General features: G+C 69.9%; 13 protein-coding genes. 1 reads left to right on the forward strand and 12 read right to left on the reverse strand.

Annotation, left to right across the window (positions count from 1 at the left end; all coding sequences use genetic code 11):
* Positions 1 to 106: 106 nt before the first annotated feature.
* From AC068B_RS40805 to AC068B_RS40860, 12 genes are all read right to left on the reverse strand, one after another.
* On the reverse strand, positions 107 to 2,917 hold the full coding sequence (locus AC068B_RS40805) for a DEAD/DEAH box helicase (RefSeq protein ID WP_478676521.1): 2,811 nt from the start codon (positions 2,915 to 2,917) through the stop codon (positions 107 to 109).
* A 95-nt stretch (positions 2,918 to 3,012) separates the two neighbouring features.
* Positions 3,013 to 3,903, reverse strand: a complete 891-nt coding sequence (locus AC068B_RS40810) for a diacylglycerol kinase (protein ID WP_356258338.1) — start codon at positions 3,901 to 3,903, stop codon at positions 3,013 to 3,015.
* Positions 3,904 to 3,945: 42 nt separating this feature from the next.
* Positions 3,946 to 4,839 carry a twin-arginine translocase subunit TatC gene (gene tatC, locus AC068B_RS40815; protein ID WP_356258998.1) on the reverse strand — a complete coding sequence of 298 codons (894 nt, stop codon included), beginning with the start codon at positions 4,837 to 4,839 and terminating at the stop codon, positions 3,946 to 3,948.
* Between the two features lie 95 nt (positions 4,840 to 4,934).
* Positions 4,935 to 5,219: a Sec-independent protein translocase subunit TatA gene (gene tatA, locus AC068B_RS40820; RefSeq protein ID WP_356258336.1), complete on the reverse strand. Its 285-nt coding sequence runs from the start codon at positions 5,217 to 5,219 to the stop codon at positions 4,935 to 4,937.
* Positions 5,220 to 5,428: 209 nt separating this feature from the next.
* Complete coding sequence (locus tag AC068B_RS40825; RefSeq protein ID WP_356258333.1) at positions 5,429 to 5,626, reverse strand: hypothetical protein; 198 nt, start codon at positions 5,624 to 5,626, stop codon at positions 5,429 to 5,431.
* Positions 5,627 to 5,635: 9 nt separating this feature from the next.
* Entirely contained in the window at positions 5,636 to 5,896 is a 261-nt protein-coding gene (locus AC068B_RS40830; RefSeq protein ID WP_356258996.1) for a hypothetical protein, read from the reverse strand.
* An 11-nt stretch (positions 5,897 to 5,907) separates the two neighbouring features.
* Complete coding sequence (locus tag AC068B_RS40835; RefSeq protein ID WP_478676522.1) at positions 5,908 to 6,903, reverse strand: helix-turn-helix transcriptional regulator; 996 nt, start codon at positions 6,901 to 6,903, stop codon at positions 5,908 to 5,910.
* An 18-nt stretch (positions 6,904 to 6,921) separates the two neighbouring features.
* Positions 6,922 to 7,875: a helix-turn-helix transcriptional regulator gene (locus tag AC068B_RS40840; protein ID WP_478676523.1), complete on the reverse strand. Its 954-nt coding sequence runs from the start codon at positions 7,873 to 7,875 to the stop codon at positions 6,922 to 6,924.
* 134 nt (positions 7,876 to 8,009) lie between these two features.
* Complete coding sequence (locus tag AC068B_RS40845) at positions 8,010 to 8,384, reverse strand: FKBP-type peptidyl-prolyl cis-trans isomerase (protein ID WP_055550707.1); 375 nt, start codon at positions 8,382 to 8,384, stop codon at positions 8,010 to 8,012.
* Positions 8,385 to 8,441: 57 nt separating this feature from the next.
* Positions 8,442 to 9,443 carry an FKBP-type peptidyl-prolyl cis-trans isomerase gene (locus tag AC068B_RS40850; RefSeq protein WP_478676524.1) on the reverse strand — a complete coding sequence of 334 codons (1,002 nt, stop codon included), beginning with the start codon at positions 9,441 to 9,443 and terminating at the stop codon, positions 8,442 to 8,444.
* Positions 9,444 to 9,581: 138 nt separating this feature from the next.
* Positions 9,582 to 10,943 carry a Pup--protein ligase gene (gene pafA / locus AC068B_RS40855; protein ID WP_055567245.1) on the reverse strand — a complete coding sequence of 454 codons (1,362 nt, stop codon included), beginning with the start codon at positions 10,941 to 10,943 and terminating at the stop codon, positions 9,582 to 9,584.
* Between the two features lie 9 nt (positions 10,944 to 10,952).
* A complete protein-coding gene (locus AC068B_RS40860; RefSeq protein ID WP_478676525.1) occupies positions 10,953 to 12,212 on the reverse strand; it encodes an MFS transporter in 1,260 nt (419 codons plus the stop codon).
* A gap of 147 nt (positions 12,213 to 12,359) precedes the next feature.
* Between AC068B_RS40860 and AC068B_RS40865 the strand changes: the two genes are divergently transcribed.
* Positions 12,360 to 13,388 carry a LacI family DNA-binding transcriptional regulator gene (locus AC068B_RS40865; protein ID WP_478676526.1) on the forward strand — a complete coding sequence of 343 codons (1,029 nt, stop codon included), beginning with the start codon at positions 12,360 to 12,362 and terminating at the stop codon, positions 13,386 to 13,388.
* Positions 13,389 to 13,413 lie beyond the last annotated feature (25 nt).

Below are 13,413 nucleotides of genomic sequence, written 5' to 3' on the forward strand. Positions count from 1 at the left end.
CCTGCACACCTACAACCACCACCGCAGCCACACCGCACTCGGCGGCCACCCACCCATCACCCGCGTCAACAACCCCGCGGGTCAATACACCTAGGCCCACCGGATCTCAGCCCACCGAGCTGTACGCCACCACACCCCGCAGGAGCTGATCGACGGCCTTGCGGGCGTTCTTCGCGACCGTGCTGCCTTCGCGCGGGGCCGCGGCGGAGATCTGCCCGAGCACGTCGATGACCTGCTTGCACCACCGCACGAAGTCACCGGCGGGCATCTCGGCCTCGCGCAGCACCTCGTCCAGGCCCTTGTCGTTGGCCCACATGTACGCCGCCCAGGCGAAGCCGAGGTCGGGCTCGCGCTGACCGACGCCCTCCGTCTGGCTGATCTTGAACTCTTCCTCGAGAGCGTCCAGGTGGCCCCAGATGCGCACCATCTCGCCCAGCGACGCCTTCGCGGCGCCCGACGGCAGCTTGGGCGCCAGCGCGTCGTCGCCCACCCGCGCCTCGTACACCAACGCCGAGACGCACGCGGCCAGTTCGGCCGGGCTCAGGCCTTCCCAGACACCGGCCCGCAGGCACTCGCTGGCCAGCAGGTCCAGCTCCCCGTACAACCGGGCGAGCCGCTTGCCGTGTTCGGTGACCTCGTCGCCCCGCAGATAGTCCAGCTCGGTCAGGAGCGCGACGATGCGGTCGAAGGTGCGGGCGATCGTGTTCGTACGCCCCTCGATGCGGCGCTCCAGCTGCGAGGTGTCGCGCTTGAGACGGTGATACCGCTCGGCCCAGCGCGCGTGGTCCTCGCGCTCGTCGCAGCCGTGGCAGGGGTGCGCGCGCAGCTCCGTGCGCAGCCGGGCGATCTCCTGGTCGTCGGCGGCCGTCGCGCGGCCCTTGCGGTGCCGGTCCGGGACGATGTGCCCGGCCTTGGTGCGCAGCGCGGACGCCAGGTCCCTGCGGGACTGGGGTGAGCGCGCGTTGAACGACTTCGGGATGCGCATCCGGTCCAGCGCCTCGACCGGCACCGGGAAGTCCATCGCCGCGAGCCGCTTGACCTGCCGCTCGGCGGTGAGCACCAGCGGCCGCGGCCCGTCGACGTGGTCGAACCCGCGGTGGCCGTTGGCCCGCCCGGCGGGCAGCCCCGGATCGAGGACGAGGGCGAGGCCCGCGTACTTCCCCGTGGGCACGTGGATGACGTCCCCCGGCTTGAGCTTCTCCAGGGCGGTGGCAGCGGCGGCCCTGCGCTGGGCGGCGCCCTGCTTGGCCAGCTCGTTCTCGCGGTCCTTGAGCTCGCGGCGCAGCCGCGCGTACTCGTCGAAGTTGCCCAGGTGGCAGGTCATGGAGGCCTTGTAGCCCGCCAGGCCCTCTTCGTTCTTCTGCACCTGCCGGGAGATGCCGACGACCGACTTGTCGGCCTGGAACTGCGCGAACGACGTCTCCAGAAGCTCGCGCGAGCGGTGCCGCCCGAACTGCTCGACCAGGTTCACCGCCATGTTGTACGACGGCTTGAAGCTGGACCGCAGCGGGTACGTGCGCGTACCGGCGAGGCCCGCCAGGTGCTCGGGGCTCATGGCGCGCTGCCAGAGCACCACCGCGTGGCCCTCCACGTCGATGCCTCGGCGCCCGGCACGGCCGGTCAACTGCGTGTACTCACCCGGAGTGATGTCGGCGTGCTGCTCGCCGTTCCACTTGACGAGCTTCTCCAACACCACGCTGCGCGCGGGCATGTTGATGCCGAGCGCGAGGGTCTCGGTGGCGAAGACGGCCTTCACCAGACCGCGCACGAACAGCTCCTCGACGACCTCCTTGAAGGTCGGGAGCATGCCCGCGTGGTGCGCCGCGATGCCACGCTCCAGGCCCTCGAGCCATTCGTAGTACCCAAGGACATGGAGGTCCTCGTTCGGGATCGAGGACGTGCGCTCCTCGACGATCTCGCGGACCTTCATCCGCGCCGCGTCGTCGTTCAGCCTCAATCCCGCGTACAGACACTGCTGGACCGCTGCCTCGCAGGCGGCCCGGCTGAAGATGAAGGTGATGGCGGGCAGCAGGCCCTCGGCGTCGAGCCGCTCGATGACCTCGGGGCGCCCCGGCGTCCAGACCCGCGACCGCTGGCGGCGCTCCCGCTCCCGGTCGGCCTCGCGGACCATCTTGCCCTTACGGCGATCGCGCGGGTTGTACGAACGGCTGGCCTCCATGCGCGCCATGCGCGTGAGGTCGGGGTTGACCGCCTTCTTCTGGCCCTCGCCCTCCTCGAAGAGGTCGTACATCCGGCGCCCGGCGAGCACGTGCTGGAAGAGCGGCACCGGCCGGTGCTCGGAGACGATCACCTCGGTGTCACCGCGGACGGTGTCGAGCCAGTCGCCGAACTCCTCGGCGTTCGACACCGTGGCCGACAGGGAGACCAGCGTGACCGACTCCTGCAGATGGATGATCACTTCCTCCCAGACGGCACCGCGGAAGCGGTCGGAGAGGTAGTGCACCTCGTCCATGACCACATAGCCGAGGTTCAGCAGCGACTGCGAGCCCGAATACAGCATGTTGCGCAGGACTTCGGTGGTCATGACGACCACCGGGGCATCGCTGTTGACGCTGTTGTCGCCGGTGAGCAGGCCGACCTTGTCCGCGCCGTACCGCTTGGCGAGGTCGGAGTACTTCTGGTTGGAGAGCGCCTTGATGGGCGTGGTGTAGAAACACTTCTTGCCCTGCAGCAGGGCGAGGTGCACGGCGAACTCGCCGACGATCGTCTTGCCCGAGCCCGTGGGGGCGGCGACGAGCACGCCCTTGCCCGCCTCCAGCGCCTGGCACGCCTCGATCTGAAAGGGGTCGAGGCCGAATTCGTACATCTCGCGGAAGGACGCGAGTGCGGTGGCCTGCTCGACAGCGCGCTTGCGCGCCGCCGCGTACCGCTCGGCCGGTGAGAGGTCCTCTGTCATCGTGCTTTCGAGACTACCGGCCACCACTGACAACGGACGATCATTATTGGAACAGGGGTGGAACGGGCCAGCTCACAGGGCGTGCGCCGCGGCGCTCACGGCCCCAGGACGCGCACGGCCCCCGGCACGCACTCCGCGGTCAGCGGCAGCGCGCCGAGCGGCTCACCGTCCGCGTACCCCGTGATGCCAGACGCGGCGAGCTCGACCCGGGCCGCGCGGTGCACGGTCACCTTGGGATGGTCGAGGTGCGTTCCCTTGTAGACCCGCGGAAAAACCTTGAGCAGCGTCGTGCGGCTGCAGTCGCCCACCACGGTGACGTCGAACAGGCCGTCGCTCATGTCGGCCCCGGCACAGATCCTCATGCCGCCGCCGTACGAGGTTCCGTTGCCGACCGCGACGAGCGTGGCCTCGACCTCGTGGACGGCGCCGCCGTCCAGCGTGATCCGGTACGGGATGGGCTTGAACGCCGCCAGCTCCGCGACCATCGCGAGGTCGTACTTGAAACGCCCCGTGGGCCACCGCATCCGGTTGCCCCGGTCGTTGACCCGCGAGTCGAACCCGGAGGCGAGCACCGTCCCGAACCACGTCCCGCCGACCCTCCCCAGGTCGACGTCGCGCAGCCGCGCCCCCTTGAGCGCATCGGCCACGATCTCCCCCGCGGCGGCCGGCTCGCGCACCGGCAGGCCCAGGGCCCGCGCGAAGTCGTTGCCCGTCCCCACCGCGATCACCCCCAGCGGGGTGGACGTCCCGGCGACGGCCTGTAGCGCGAGGCTCGCCATGCCGTCGCCGCCGACGGCTATCAGTGCCCCGGTGCCGCCGTCGACGGCTTCGCGGGCCCGCCGCAGCGCATCGGGGGCGTCCTCACCGATGACCGTTCGCACGGAGAAGCCGCGGGCCCGCAAAGCGGAAGCGGCCGGTTGCGCTGCGTGAGCGCCCCGGCCGCGGCCCGCGGTGGGATTGACGAAGAGGGTGATCTCGCTGGTCACTGGGGTCCCCCCGGACGGAGTTTGAGGGAGGACCCTACAAGATCAGGTCACATCGTCGAAACCGTTGACTCGCTGATCGCCCCGTCCGGTGCCCGCCTGCTCGGGCAGCGCCCGCGGCGGCCGCACCGATTCGACCCCGTCGACGGCCTCGGGCGTCAGGTCGATGTCGGAGGCCTCGTCGTCGTCGAGCTCGGCGTCCGGGTCGTTGCGGCGGCGGCGCTTGTCGTTCAGGAACGAGACGCCGACGGCCAGGAAGTAGAGGACGACGATCGGTCCGGCGAGCGCGATCATGCCGACCGGGTCGGTCGTCGGGGTCGCCACCGCGCCGAAGATGAAGACGCCCATGACCACGCCGCGCCACCAGGTGAGCATGCGGCGGCCGGTGACCATGCCCGTCATGTTGAGCATCACCAGGAGCAGTGGGAGCTCGAACGAGGCACCGAAGACGAGGACCATCCTGACGGTGAAGTCGAGGATCGTGTCCATCGGCAGCAGGTTCGCGGCGCCGTCGGGCGTGATGCCGAGCAGGACGCGCATGCTGACGGGGAGGATCGTGTAGGCCAGCCAGGCGCCTCCGAAGAAGAGCGGCACGGCGGCGGCGACGAACCAATACGTGTACTTGCGCTCGTTCTTGTGCAGGCCCGGCGCGACGAACGCCCACAGCTGGTACAGCCAGACCGGGCTGGACACGATGATGCCGACCATGAGGCTGACCTTCACCGTCGTGGTGAAGGGCGAGAGCAGGTCGTTGAACGTCACGGTCGCGCAGTGGCCACCGGTCTGCTTCATGCCGGGCTCACAGCGCGGCACTGGGTCAGCCAGGAACTCCATCAGCTCCTGGCTGTAGAACGCGGCCACGATCGACACGATCGTGATCGCGAGGAGCCCCTTGGCGAGCCGGTTGCGGAGCTCGCGCAGGTGCTCCGCGAGGGACATCCGCCCCTCGGGGTCCTTCTCCTTCTTGCGGGCAGACTTGAGCAACCCACGTCCTCATCTCGTGCGGCAGGCCGGCCGTCGTCGCCGACCTTGGATCAGCGCTGCGTCGTACGGTCGGTCGGCTCGGTGACCGGGCGCGAGCTGGTCACATCGCCGGGGGCAGCCTGGATCGTGCGCGGCTGGACGGCAGGGTCGCTCGGCGGGTCGGCCGGAGCGGCTGCTTCGTCCTTGCTCTCGGACTTCATGGCTTTGGCCTCGCTCTTGAGGATGCGGGCCGACTTGCCGAGGGAGCGCGCCATGTCAGGCAGCTTCTTGGCACCGAAGAGCAGGACGATGACGACGAGGATGAGAATGATCTCGGTGGGGCCGAGCCTACCCATAGCTGTATACCTTCTTCACCGAGGCGACAGGAGTCTAGTTGCTCGGCAGACCGGACATATATCCGATCTCCCGCGCTGACAGCGATCGTAACCCCCCGGGGTAAACGCTCGGCAATCCCCGCGCATACTCCGAGTACGGCCCCCGCCTCGATCCCGGGCCGTATTGGCAGCGTACCCGCCCACCTCCGGGAGTTGACAGGTCGCGGACGCTAAAGAGCCTCTCGCCCCGCACGGGCCACACCGGCCGCTGCCTTCTCCAGGTCCTCCGCAGCCCGGTTGATCTTCCGCGTGGTCTCGGTCACTTGCTGCCCGAGACGCTGCGCCTCCACAAAAACCTTGATCGCCAGTACGCCGAGGACGGCGAGGCCCAAGAAGCCCGCCGCGATCGCGAGCATCGCCCAGAACATGCGCCGAGCCTAGACGGTCGAGTGCAGGCGCAGCGTCCGCACCCCACCGCCGGTGAGGAGTTCGACGATGCGCTCGCCCGCGGGCTTGCGCACCGCGGTCTCGCACTCGGGGCACGTGAACGAGTAGAAGGTGGTGCGGGGGCTGGCGCCGATCGCCAGACGCAGCGAACCCGCGGAGAGCTCGAAGCGGGCCCGGCAGTCGGGACAGGCGGCCGTGAAGAGGACGGGGGCGGGCCGCGGCTGCGCGGGCACCCCCGGCAGTCCGGACATCGTCGGTGTGCTCAACGCCCATGCTCCTGACTGTCGTGATCCTCGTGCGCCCCGAGGTCCCTCTCGTACGCATCGAGGGCCTCGCGGGCCGCCTGCCGCGCGCTGTCCGCGAGCTGGGCCGGGGAGACGATCCGCCCGTCGCCGCCGAGGCGCAGCGCGAGGCGGCGCAGCGAGGCGGGCTCAGGGGTGCGCAGCGTGATCCGCAGGCCGCCGTCGGGCAGCTCGTCGGCGCTGTCGTGCGGGTAGTACTCGGCGACCCAGCGGCCGCCGGGGCCGACCTCGACGACGACCTCGGGATCCTCGGCCGCGGGCTGCACGAGACCTTCGGAGAGGTCCCTCAGCTCCACCTCGGGGGGCGCCGACGGCTCGTCCAGGATCTTGATCTCGGCGACCCGGTCGAGGCGGAAGGTGCGCCGCGCCTCGGAGCGGCGGCACCACGCCTCTACGTAGGTGTGGCCGACGCTCACCAGGCGGATGGGGTCGATCTCCCGCTCGGTGACCTCGTCGCGCGCGGGCGAGTAGTAGCGGATCCAGAGCCTGCGCCGCTCGGAGATGGCCCGGTCGACGTCGGCGAAGACACCGCCCTCGGACTCGAACGTCACCGAGAGGCGGGAGCTTGCGCCCGCCGCCTCTCCGGCCGCGGTCTCCAGCTTCGCGGTGGCACGCAGCAGCGCGAGCCGGTCGCTCTCGCGCAGGCCGGGCAGCGTGGACACGGCGCGGGCGGCCACCAGCAGGGCGGTCGCCTCGTCGGCGGCGAGGCGCAGCGGGGCCGCCACGTCGTCGGGGTTGTGCCACCAGATGCGGTCGCCGTCGGTGTCGATGTCGAGCAGGTCACCGCCGCGGAAGCTCGTCCCGCACAGCGGCAGCACGTCGAGGTCGGAGATCAGCTCGTCCGTGGTGATGCCGAAGGCACGCGCGACGTCGCCGACGTGCGCCCCGGGGCGCTCCCGCAGATAGGTCACCAGCGACAGCATCCGCCGCGTCTGGTCGATGGCGTTCGAGGCCATTGCTCTGTCCGCTTCCCCTCAGCCCTTGGCCACGGCACGCAGCCGGTCCACGACGTCGGCCCGCAGCTCGGCGGGCTCGATGACCACCACATCGGGCCCGAACTCCACCAGCCAGGCATCGAGGCCGTGGCCGTACGGAATCTCCAACTCGTCCCACCCGTCGCCCAGTTCCCGCACCGCGACGGCCTTGGACCGCAGCGGGTAGCCGGAGCCCGTGCGCAGCCGGATCAGGGCGGTGCGGTCGGCGGTCTCCCCCGCCCAGCTCGCGACGGTCTCGCGGACCGTGACGACGTCCGGCACGTCCGCGGTGTACTTCCCCGCGCGGGCGCGCACCTTGCCGGTGATGCGGGAGAGCCTGAAGACACGCTCGGCGCCCCGGTCCCGGTCCCAGCCCGCCAGGTACCAGTGGCCGCGCCAGCACTCCAGCGCCCAGGGCTCCACGTGGCGCTGCTCGGGGCGGGCCGCGGTGGCCTTGCGGTAGTCGAAGACGACGGGGCGGCGGTCCCGGCAGGCCAGCATCAGTGGCTCGAAGGACGCCTCGTGCGCGGGGATGCGGGGCTCAAGGGCGCTGTGCGCCCCGTACGGATCGACGTCCTCGGGCAGGCCCGCCGCGCGCAGCTTCTGCAGGGCGCCGCTCGCGGCACCGGCCAGGCGGGCCTGCTGCCAGACCTTGGCAGCCAGACCGAGCGCCGCGGCCTCCTCGGCGTCGAGGGTGATGGGCGGCAGGCGGTTGCTGTCGCGCCGGGCGAGGTAGCCGACCTCGCCCTCCAGGTTCTCGACGGTCTCGATGACCAGACCGAGCTCGCGCAGATCGTCCTTGTCGCGCTCGAACATCCGGTTGAAGGAGTCGTCGGACCCCGCCTCCAGATAGGCCTCGATCGACTCGCGCAGCTCGCGCTTGCTGAGCGGCCGCCGGGTCCCGAGCAGACACAGCGCAAGATTCATCAGCCGCTCGGCCTTGGCAATGGCCATCGACGCCCTTTCTCGGCTGTTCAGATTGTGCTTCCGACCGATGACCGTACCGCCCCGGGGTGTCCGGGCAAAAGCCGAGGGCCCATGCCGGACAGGCATGGACCCTCAGCGAAAGGATCAGGTCACAGACGTCCTCAGACGGAGACCAGGTCGCAGACGAAGATCAGCGTCTCGCCCGGGGCGATGCGGCCGCCACCGGCGCCGCGGTCGCCGTAACCGAGGTGGGCCGGGATGGTCAGCTCGCGCCGGCCACCGACCTTCATGCCCTGCACGCCCTGGTCCCAGCCGGAGATGACCTGACCGGCGCCCAGCTGGAACTCCAGCGGGTTGCCGCGGTTCCAGCTCGCGTCGAACTCCTCGCCCGTGCTGAAGGCAACGCCCACGTAGTGGACCTTGACGAAGTCGCCCGCCTTGGCGACCGCCCCGTCACCCTCCCAGATGTCCTTGATCTGAAGCTCGGTCGGCGGCTCGCCGACGGGGAAGTCGACCTCGGGCTTGTCAATGCTCACGAAATGCTCCTGCTTTGATACGAAAGGTCAGCGCGGACAGTCTTACATCCCCGGGCGTCACATCTTCGCAAGGATGTCCACGGAGAAGATCAGCGTGGAGTCCTTCTTGATGGAGCTGCCCTGCGGGGGCTTGTCGCCGTACCCCAGCTCCGGCGGGATGACGATGAGGACGCGGCTGCCGACCTTCTTGCCGGTCAGACCCTGCGCCCAGCCCTTGACGACCTGCGCCAGCTGGAACGACGCCAGCTGCTTGCGCTTGTACGAGGAGTCGAACTCCTTGCCGTCCGCCCAGAGCACGCCCTCGTACTGGCAGAGGAGGCTGTCGGTCTCCTTCACCTCGTCGCCGTCGCCCTCGAGGATGTACGACGCGACGAGCTTCTTCGGCGCCTTCGTCTTCGGGACGTCGATGGAGGGGGCCTTGCCGTCGGTGTTCGTGCCGACCTTGGGCAGGTCCTTGTTGGACTGCGCCACCTCCTTGCCCTTCGCGGAGCTCGTGGCGCTGAAGGTGCCCACCAGGTCGACGACGAACACGAGCGTGTCCGAGCCCTTGATCCCGGCCTGCTTGTTGCCCTCCTCGCCATAGCCCATCTTCGGGGGGATGGCGAGCTCCACACGGCTGTCAAGCTTCTTGCCCACCAGGGCCTGGTCCCAGCCCGGGATGACCTGGCCGACACCGATCGGGAAGACCGTGGGGTTGCCCCGGTCGTACGAGTTGTCGAAGACCTTGGCCGTTGCCCAGATCTGGCCGAGGTAATTGGCCTGCAGATAGTCGCCCTTGACGACCTCCTTGCCCTTGCCCTCGATCAGGGTCTTGACCGCCAGGTCGGAGGACGGCTTGCCCGAGCCCTTGGCAACGGTCGGCTTCTGACCGAACTTCGTGCCCTTCGTGATCTCGGGCAGCGGCCCGTCCACGATCTTCGCGGTCGGCGGCGCCGACGAGGCATTGGTCGGGCTGTCACTGGGCTTGGCCTTGTCGGCCTTGTCGGCCTTGTCGTCGCCACAGCCTGCCAGCGTCAGCAGGCCGGCCGGGACGGCGAGAAGAAGTGAGCGTCGGCGCACGGTGGGGGCCTCGTATCGGTCGATCTTGTGGGTTGGCGTGCGCGCAACTCTACGGCGTGAGAAGGGCGCCGCACGAGGAACGTGCGGCGCCCGTGTTGCGTTCCCACAACGCCACTCGGGTCGTTGGGGCCACTTGGGTCACATACCGGCGATGAGCTTCTCCACCCGGTCGTCCACGGACCGGAAGGGGTCCTTGCACAACACCGTGCGCTGTGCCTGGTCGTTCAGCTTGAGGTGGACCCAGTCGACCGTGAAGTCACGGCGCTGCTCCTGGGCCCGCCGGATGAAGTCGCCGCGCAGACGCGCGCGGGTGGTCTGCGGCGGCACCGACTTGCCTTCGAAGATCTTCAAGTCGTTGCAGATCCGGGCGGCTTGCCCCTTCTTCTCCAGGAGGTAGTAGAGCCCCCGACGACGGTGGATGTCGTGGTACGCGAGGTCTATCTGCGCGACCCGCGGGTGCGACATGGTCATGTTGTTCTTTGCGCGGTACCGCTCGATGAGCTTGTACTTCATGACCCAGTCGATCTCGGTGCCGATGCGGTCGAGGTCCTCCGACTCGATCGCGTCCAGCGTGCGGCCCCACAGCTCCAGGACCTGCTCGACCGTGCCGGTGCGGATGCCACGGCGGTCGACGAAGTCCACCGCCTTCTCGTAGTACTCGCGCTGCACTTCGAGAGCCGAGGCCTCGCGGCCGCTGGCCAGGCGCACCTTGCGGCGGCCCGTGATGTCGTGGGAGACCTCACGGATGGCCCTGATCGGGTTCTCCAGAGTGAGGTCACGCATGACGGTGCCCGCCTCGATCATGCGCAGCACCAGATCGGTGGCGCCGACCTTGAGGAGCATGGTCGTCTCGGACATGTTCGAGTCGCCGACGATGACGTGGAGCCTGCGGTACCGCTCGGCGTCCGCGTGCGGTTCGTCGCGGGTGTTGATGATCGGCCGGGAACGGGTGGTCGCGGAAGACACCCCTTCCCAGATGTGCTCGGCACGCTGACTGACGCAGTACACGGCGCCGCGCGGAGTCTGCAGCACCTTGCCCGCGCCGCACAGCAGCTGTCGGGTGACGAGGAACGGGATGAGGATGTCCGCGAGCCGGGAGAACTCCCCGTGACGGGCCACCAGATAGTTCTCGTGGCACCCGTAGGAGTTTCCCGCCGAATCGGTGTTGTTCTTGAATAGATAGACGTCGCCCGCGATTCCCTCCTCGTGCAGGCGGCGTTCGGCGTCGACGAGCAGGCCTTCCAGAATGCGCTCGCCCGCTTTGTCGTGGGTGACCAGCTCGGTCACGTTGTCACATTCGGGTGTTGCGTATTCCGGATGTGATCCCACGTCAAGATAGAGGCGGGCGCCGTTCCGCAGAAAGACGTTGCTGCTGCGGCCCCATGAGACAACACGGCGGAAGAGGTAGCGCGCCACCTCGTCAGGTGACAGACGGCGCTGTCCCCTGAACGTGCATGTGACGCCGTACTCGTTCTCCAGCCCGAAAATGCGGCGGTCCATGACTGAACATTACGCCTGATGCGGGGCACTGAAACCGGGTTCGACGGCACCGTTTCGATCATTTTCCGATGAACCCGCAACGACCCCGGATTCCCCGACAGGTACCAGTACCCGCGTCGTCGCCAGCAGAACCATCAACGCGGCCGCCCCGGCCAGCCCAGGCACCGCGAAACCCCACCCGGTGCCGCCCCACTCCACGACCGGACCCGCGGCCGCCGTACCCAGCGAAGCCCCGACCGTGAACGTCGTCACGAGCCAGGAGAACGCCTCCGTCACCGTGCCCCGCGGAGCATGCCGGTCCACGATGATGAACGCACACGCGAGCGCGGGCGCGAGGAACACACCGGCGAGCGCCGTGAGCGCCGTCATGGCAACCGCTCCGGGCGTGAGCGTCAACGGCCAGTAGCAGACGGCCAGCAGCGCCACCAGGACACTCAGCCGCCGCTCCGGCGCGCCGCTCCACTGCCGCGCCCCGTACACGGACCCGCCGACCAGCGCACCGAGCCCGAGCGCCGCCATCATCCAGCCGTACACCGCGTCGCCGCCGTTCCCGTCCGCGTACGACACACCGGCGACGGTGATGGAGCCGAGCGCCATTCCGATGAAGAGGAACGCACCGAGGAGCGCGAGGAGCCCGCGCGAGCGCAGGGCCCCGAGCCAATGCGCCTCCCTGGGCGCCGAACGCCATGCGCGCGAAGGCTGGGACACCACTACGGAGAGGGCACCCAGCACACCGACCGCGTTGACGACGAGCAGCGCCGCCTGCTCCGACCAGAGCGCCACACATCCGGTCACCAGCAACGGGCCGACGGTGAACATCACTTCCTGGGCGATGGCGTCCATCGCGTACGCCGTGTGCACCTGCTCCTCCTTGCCGAGGACACTCGGCCACAGAGCCCGCAGACCGCCCTCCAGGGGCGGTGTGAACAGGCCCGCGACCGCGACCGCGACATAGGCGAGAGCCAGCCGGTCGGGCCCCGTGAAGGCGAACAGCGCCATGCCGAGCGCGGAGAGCAGCGCGGCGGGCAACTGGACGCGCGGCTGGCCGTGGAGGTCGACGAGGCGCCCGAGCAGCGGCTGCCCGATCGCGTTGGCCACGCCGTACACCGCGGCCAGGGCACCGGCCAGGCTGTACGTGCCGCCCTCGGCCCTGATGAACAGCACGATCGCGATCGCCGCCGTCGCGTTGGGCAGCCGCCCCACCAGCGTCCCCGCGAGCAGCCGCGTCGCATAGCGCGTCCTGAGGATCTCCGCATATCCCGCAGCCATGCTCTCCCGCTCTCTCCCCGCGCCGCCGAGCCGGGGTTTTACGTATAACGTCCGGCGTCATACGTACCATGAGCCAAGTCCGCGGGTCCACCGCAATTCCGCAGTACGGTGCAGCTCCGTCGCGCGGACACGAGCCGGGAGGTGTCAGTGGCCGGGCCACTACAGGAAGCCGGGGGCCCACGCCCCACGAGCCGCGACGTCGCACGCGCGGCCGGGGTCTCCCAGGCCACCGTCTCCCTCGTGCTCGGCGACAAATGGCGCGGCCGCGTCGCCGCACCCACCGCCGACCGCGTCCGCTCGGCCGCCCGCGAACTGGGCTACCGGCCCAACCTCGCCGCCCGCAACCTGCGCCTGGGCAGAACCAGAACGGCGCTCCTCGTCGTCCCCGAACTCACCAACGAGTTCTTCGCGCACGTGTACACCGGAGTCGCCCGCATCGCCGCCCGCCACGGCTTCGGCGTCGTGCTCTACCCCTCCCCCGAAGGCATCGGCCCGGCCCGCGACCCCTTCGCCTCGGCACGCGCCTCCCTGGACGGCGTCCTGGCCTCCTCCATGGCCTCGGACGCCCTGGCCACCATCCGCGGCGACGACCTGCCCCTGGTGATGCTCGACAGCGACCCCGCGGGCAGCCTGGGCGCCGCCACCGTCAACCTCGACCTCGCCGACGGCATGCGCCGGGTGACGGAACATCTCCTGGCCCTCGGCCACCGCGACTTCCTGCACCTCGCCGCCGACGTCGACTCCTGGACCTTCGACGTCCGCGCCGAAGCCCTCGCCCGGACCCTGCGCGGCACGGACACCGCCGTACGCCGCGTCGCCGCACCCCTCAACGTCGAGGGCGCCCGCGTCGTCGCGGAAGCCGCCCTGTCCGCCCCGGGGCCCCGCCCCACCGCGGTCGTCTGCGACGACGACTTCCTCTCCGCCGGTGTCTGCAAGGCCGCACGACGGCTGGGCCTGCGCGTCCCCGAGGACGTCTCCGTCACCGGCTTCGACGACCTGACCCTGGCCACCGCCGTCGAACCCGAGCTGACCACGGTCCGGCTGCCCGCCGAACGCTTCGGGGAGCGCGGCATGGAATCCCTGGTCGCCGTCCTCGAAGGCCGCGCCCCGGACGCCACCCCGCTCCCCGTCGAGCTGATCGTCCGCGGCTCCACGGGCCCGGGCCCCGCCCACTGAGCCCACACACTCACCGCGCACACTC

It is taken from the genome of Streptomyces sp. NPDC042371, from assembly GCF_056437465.1.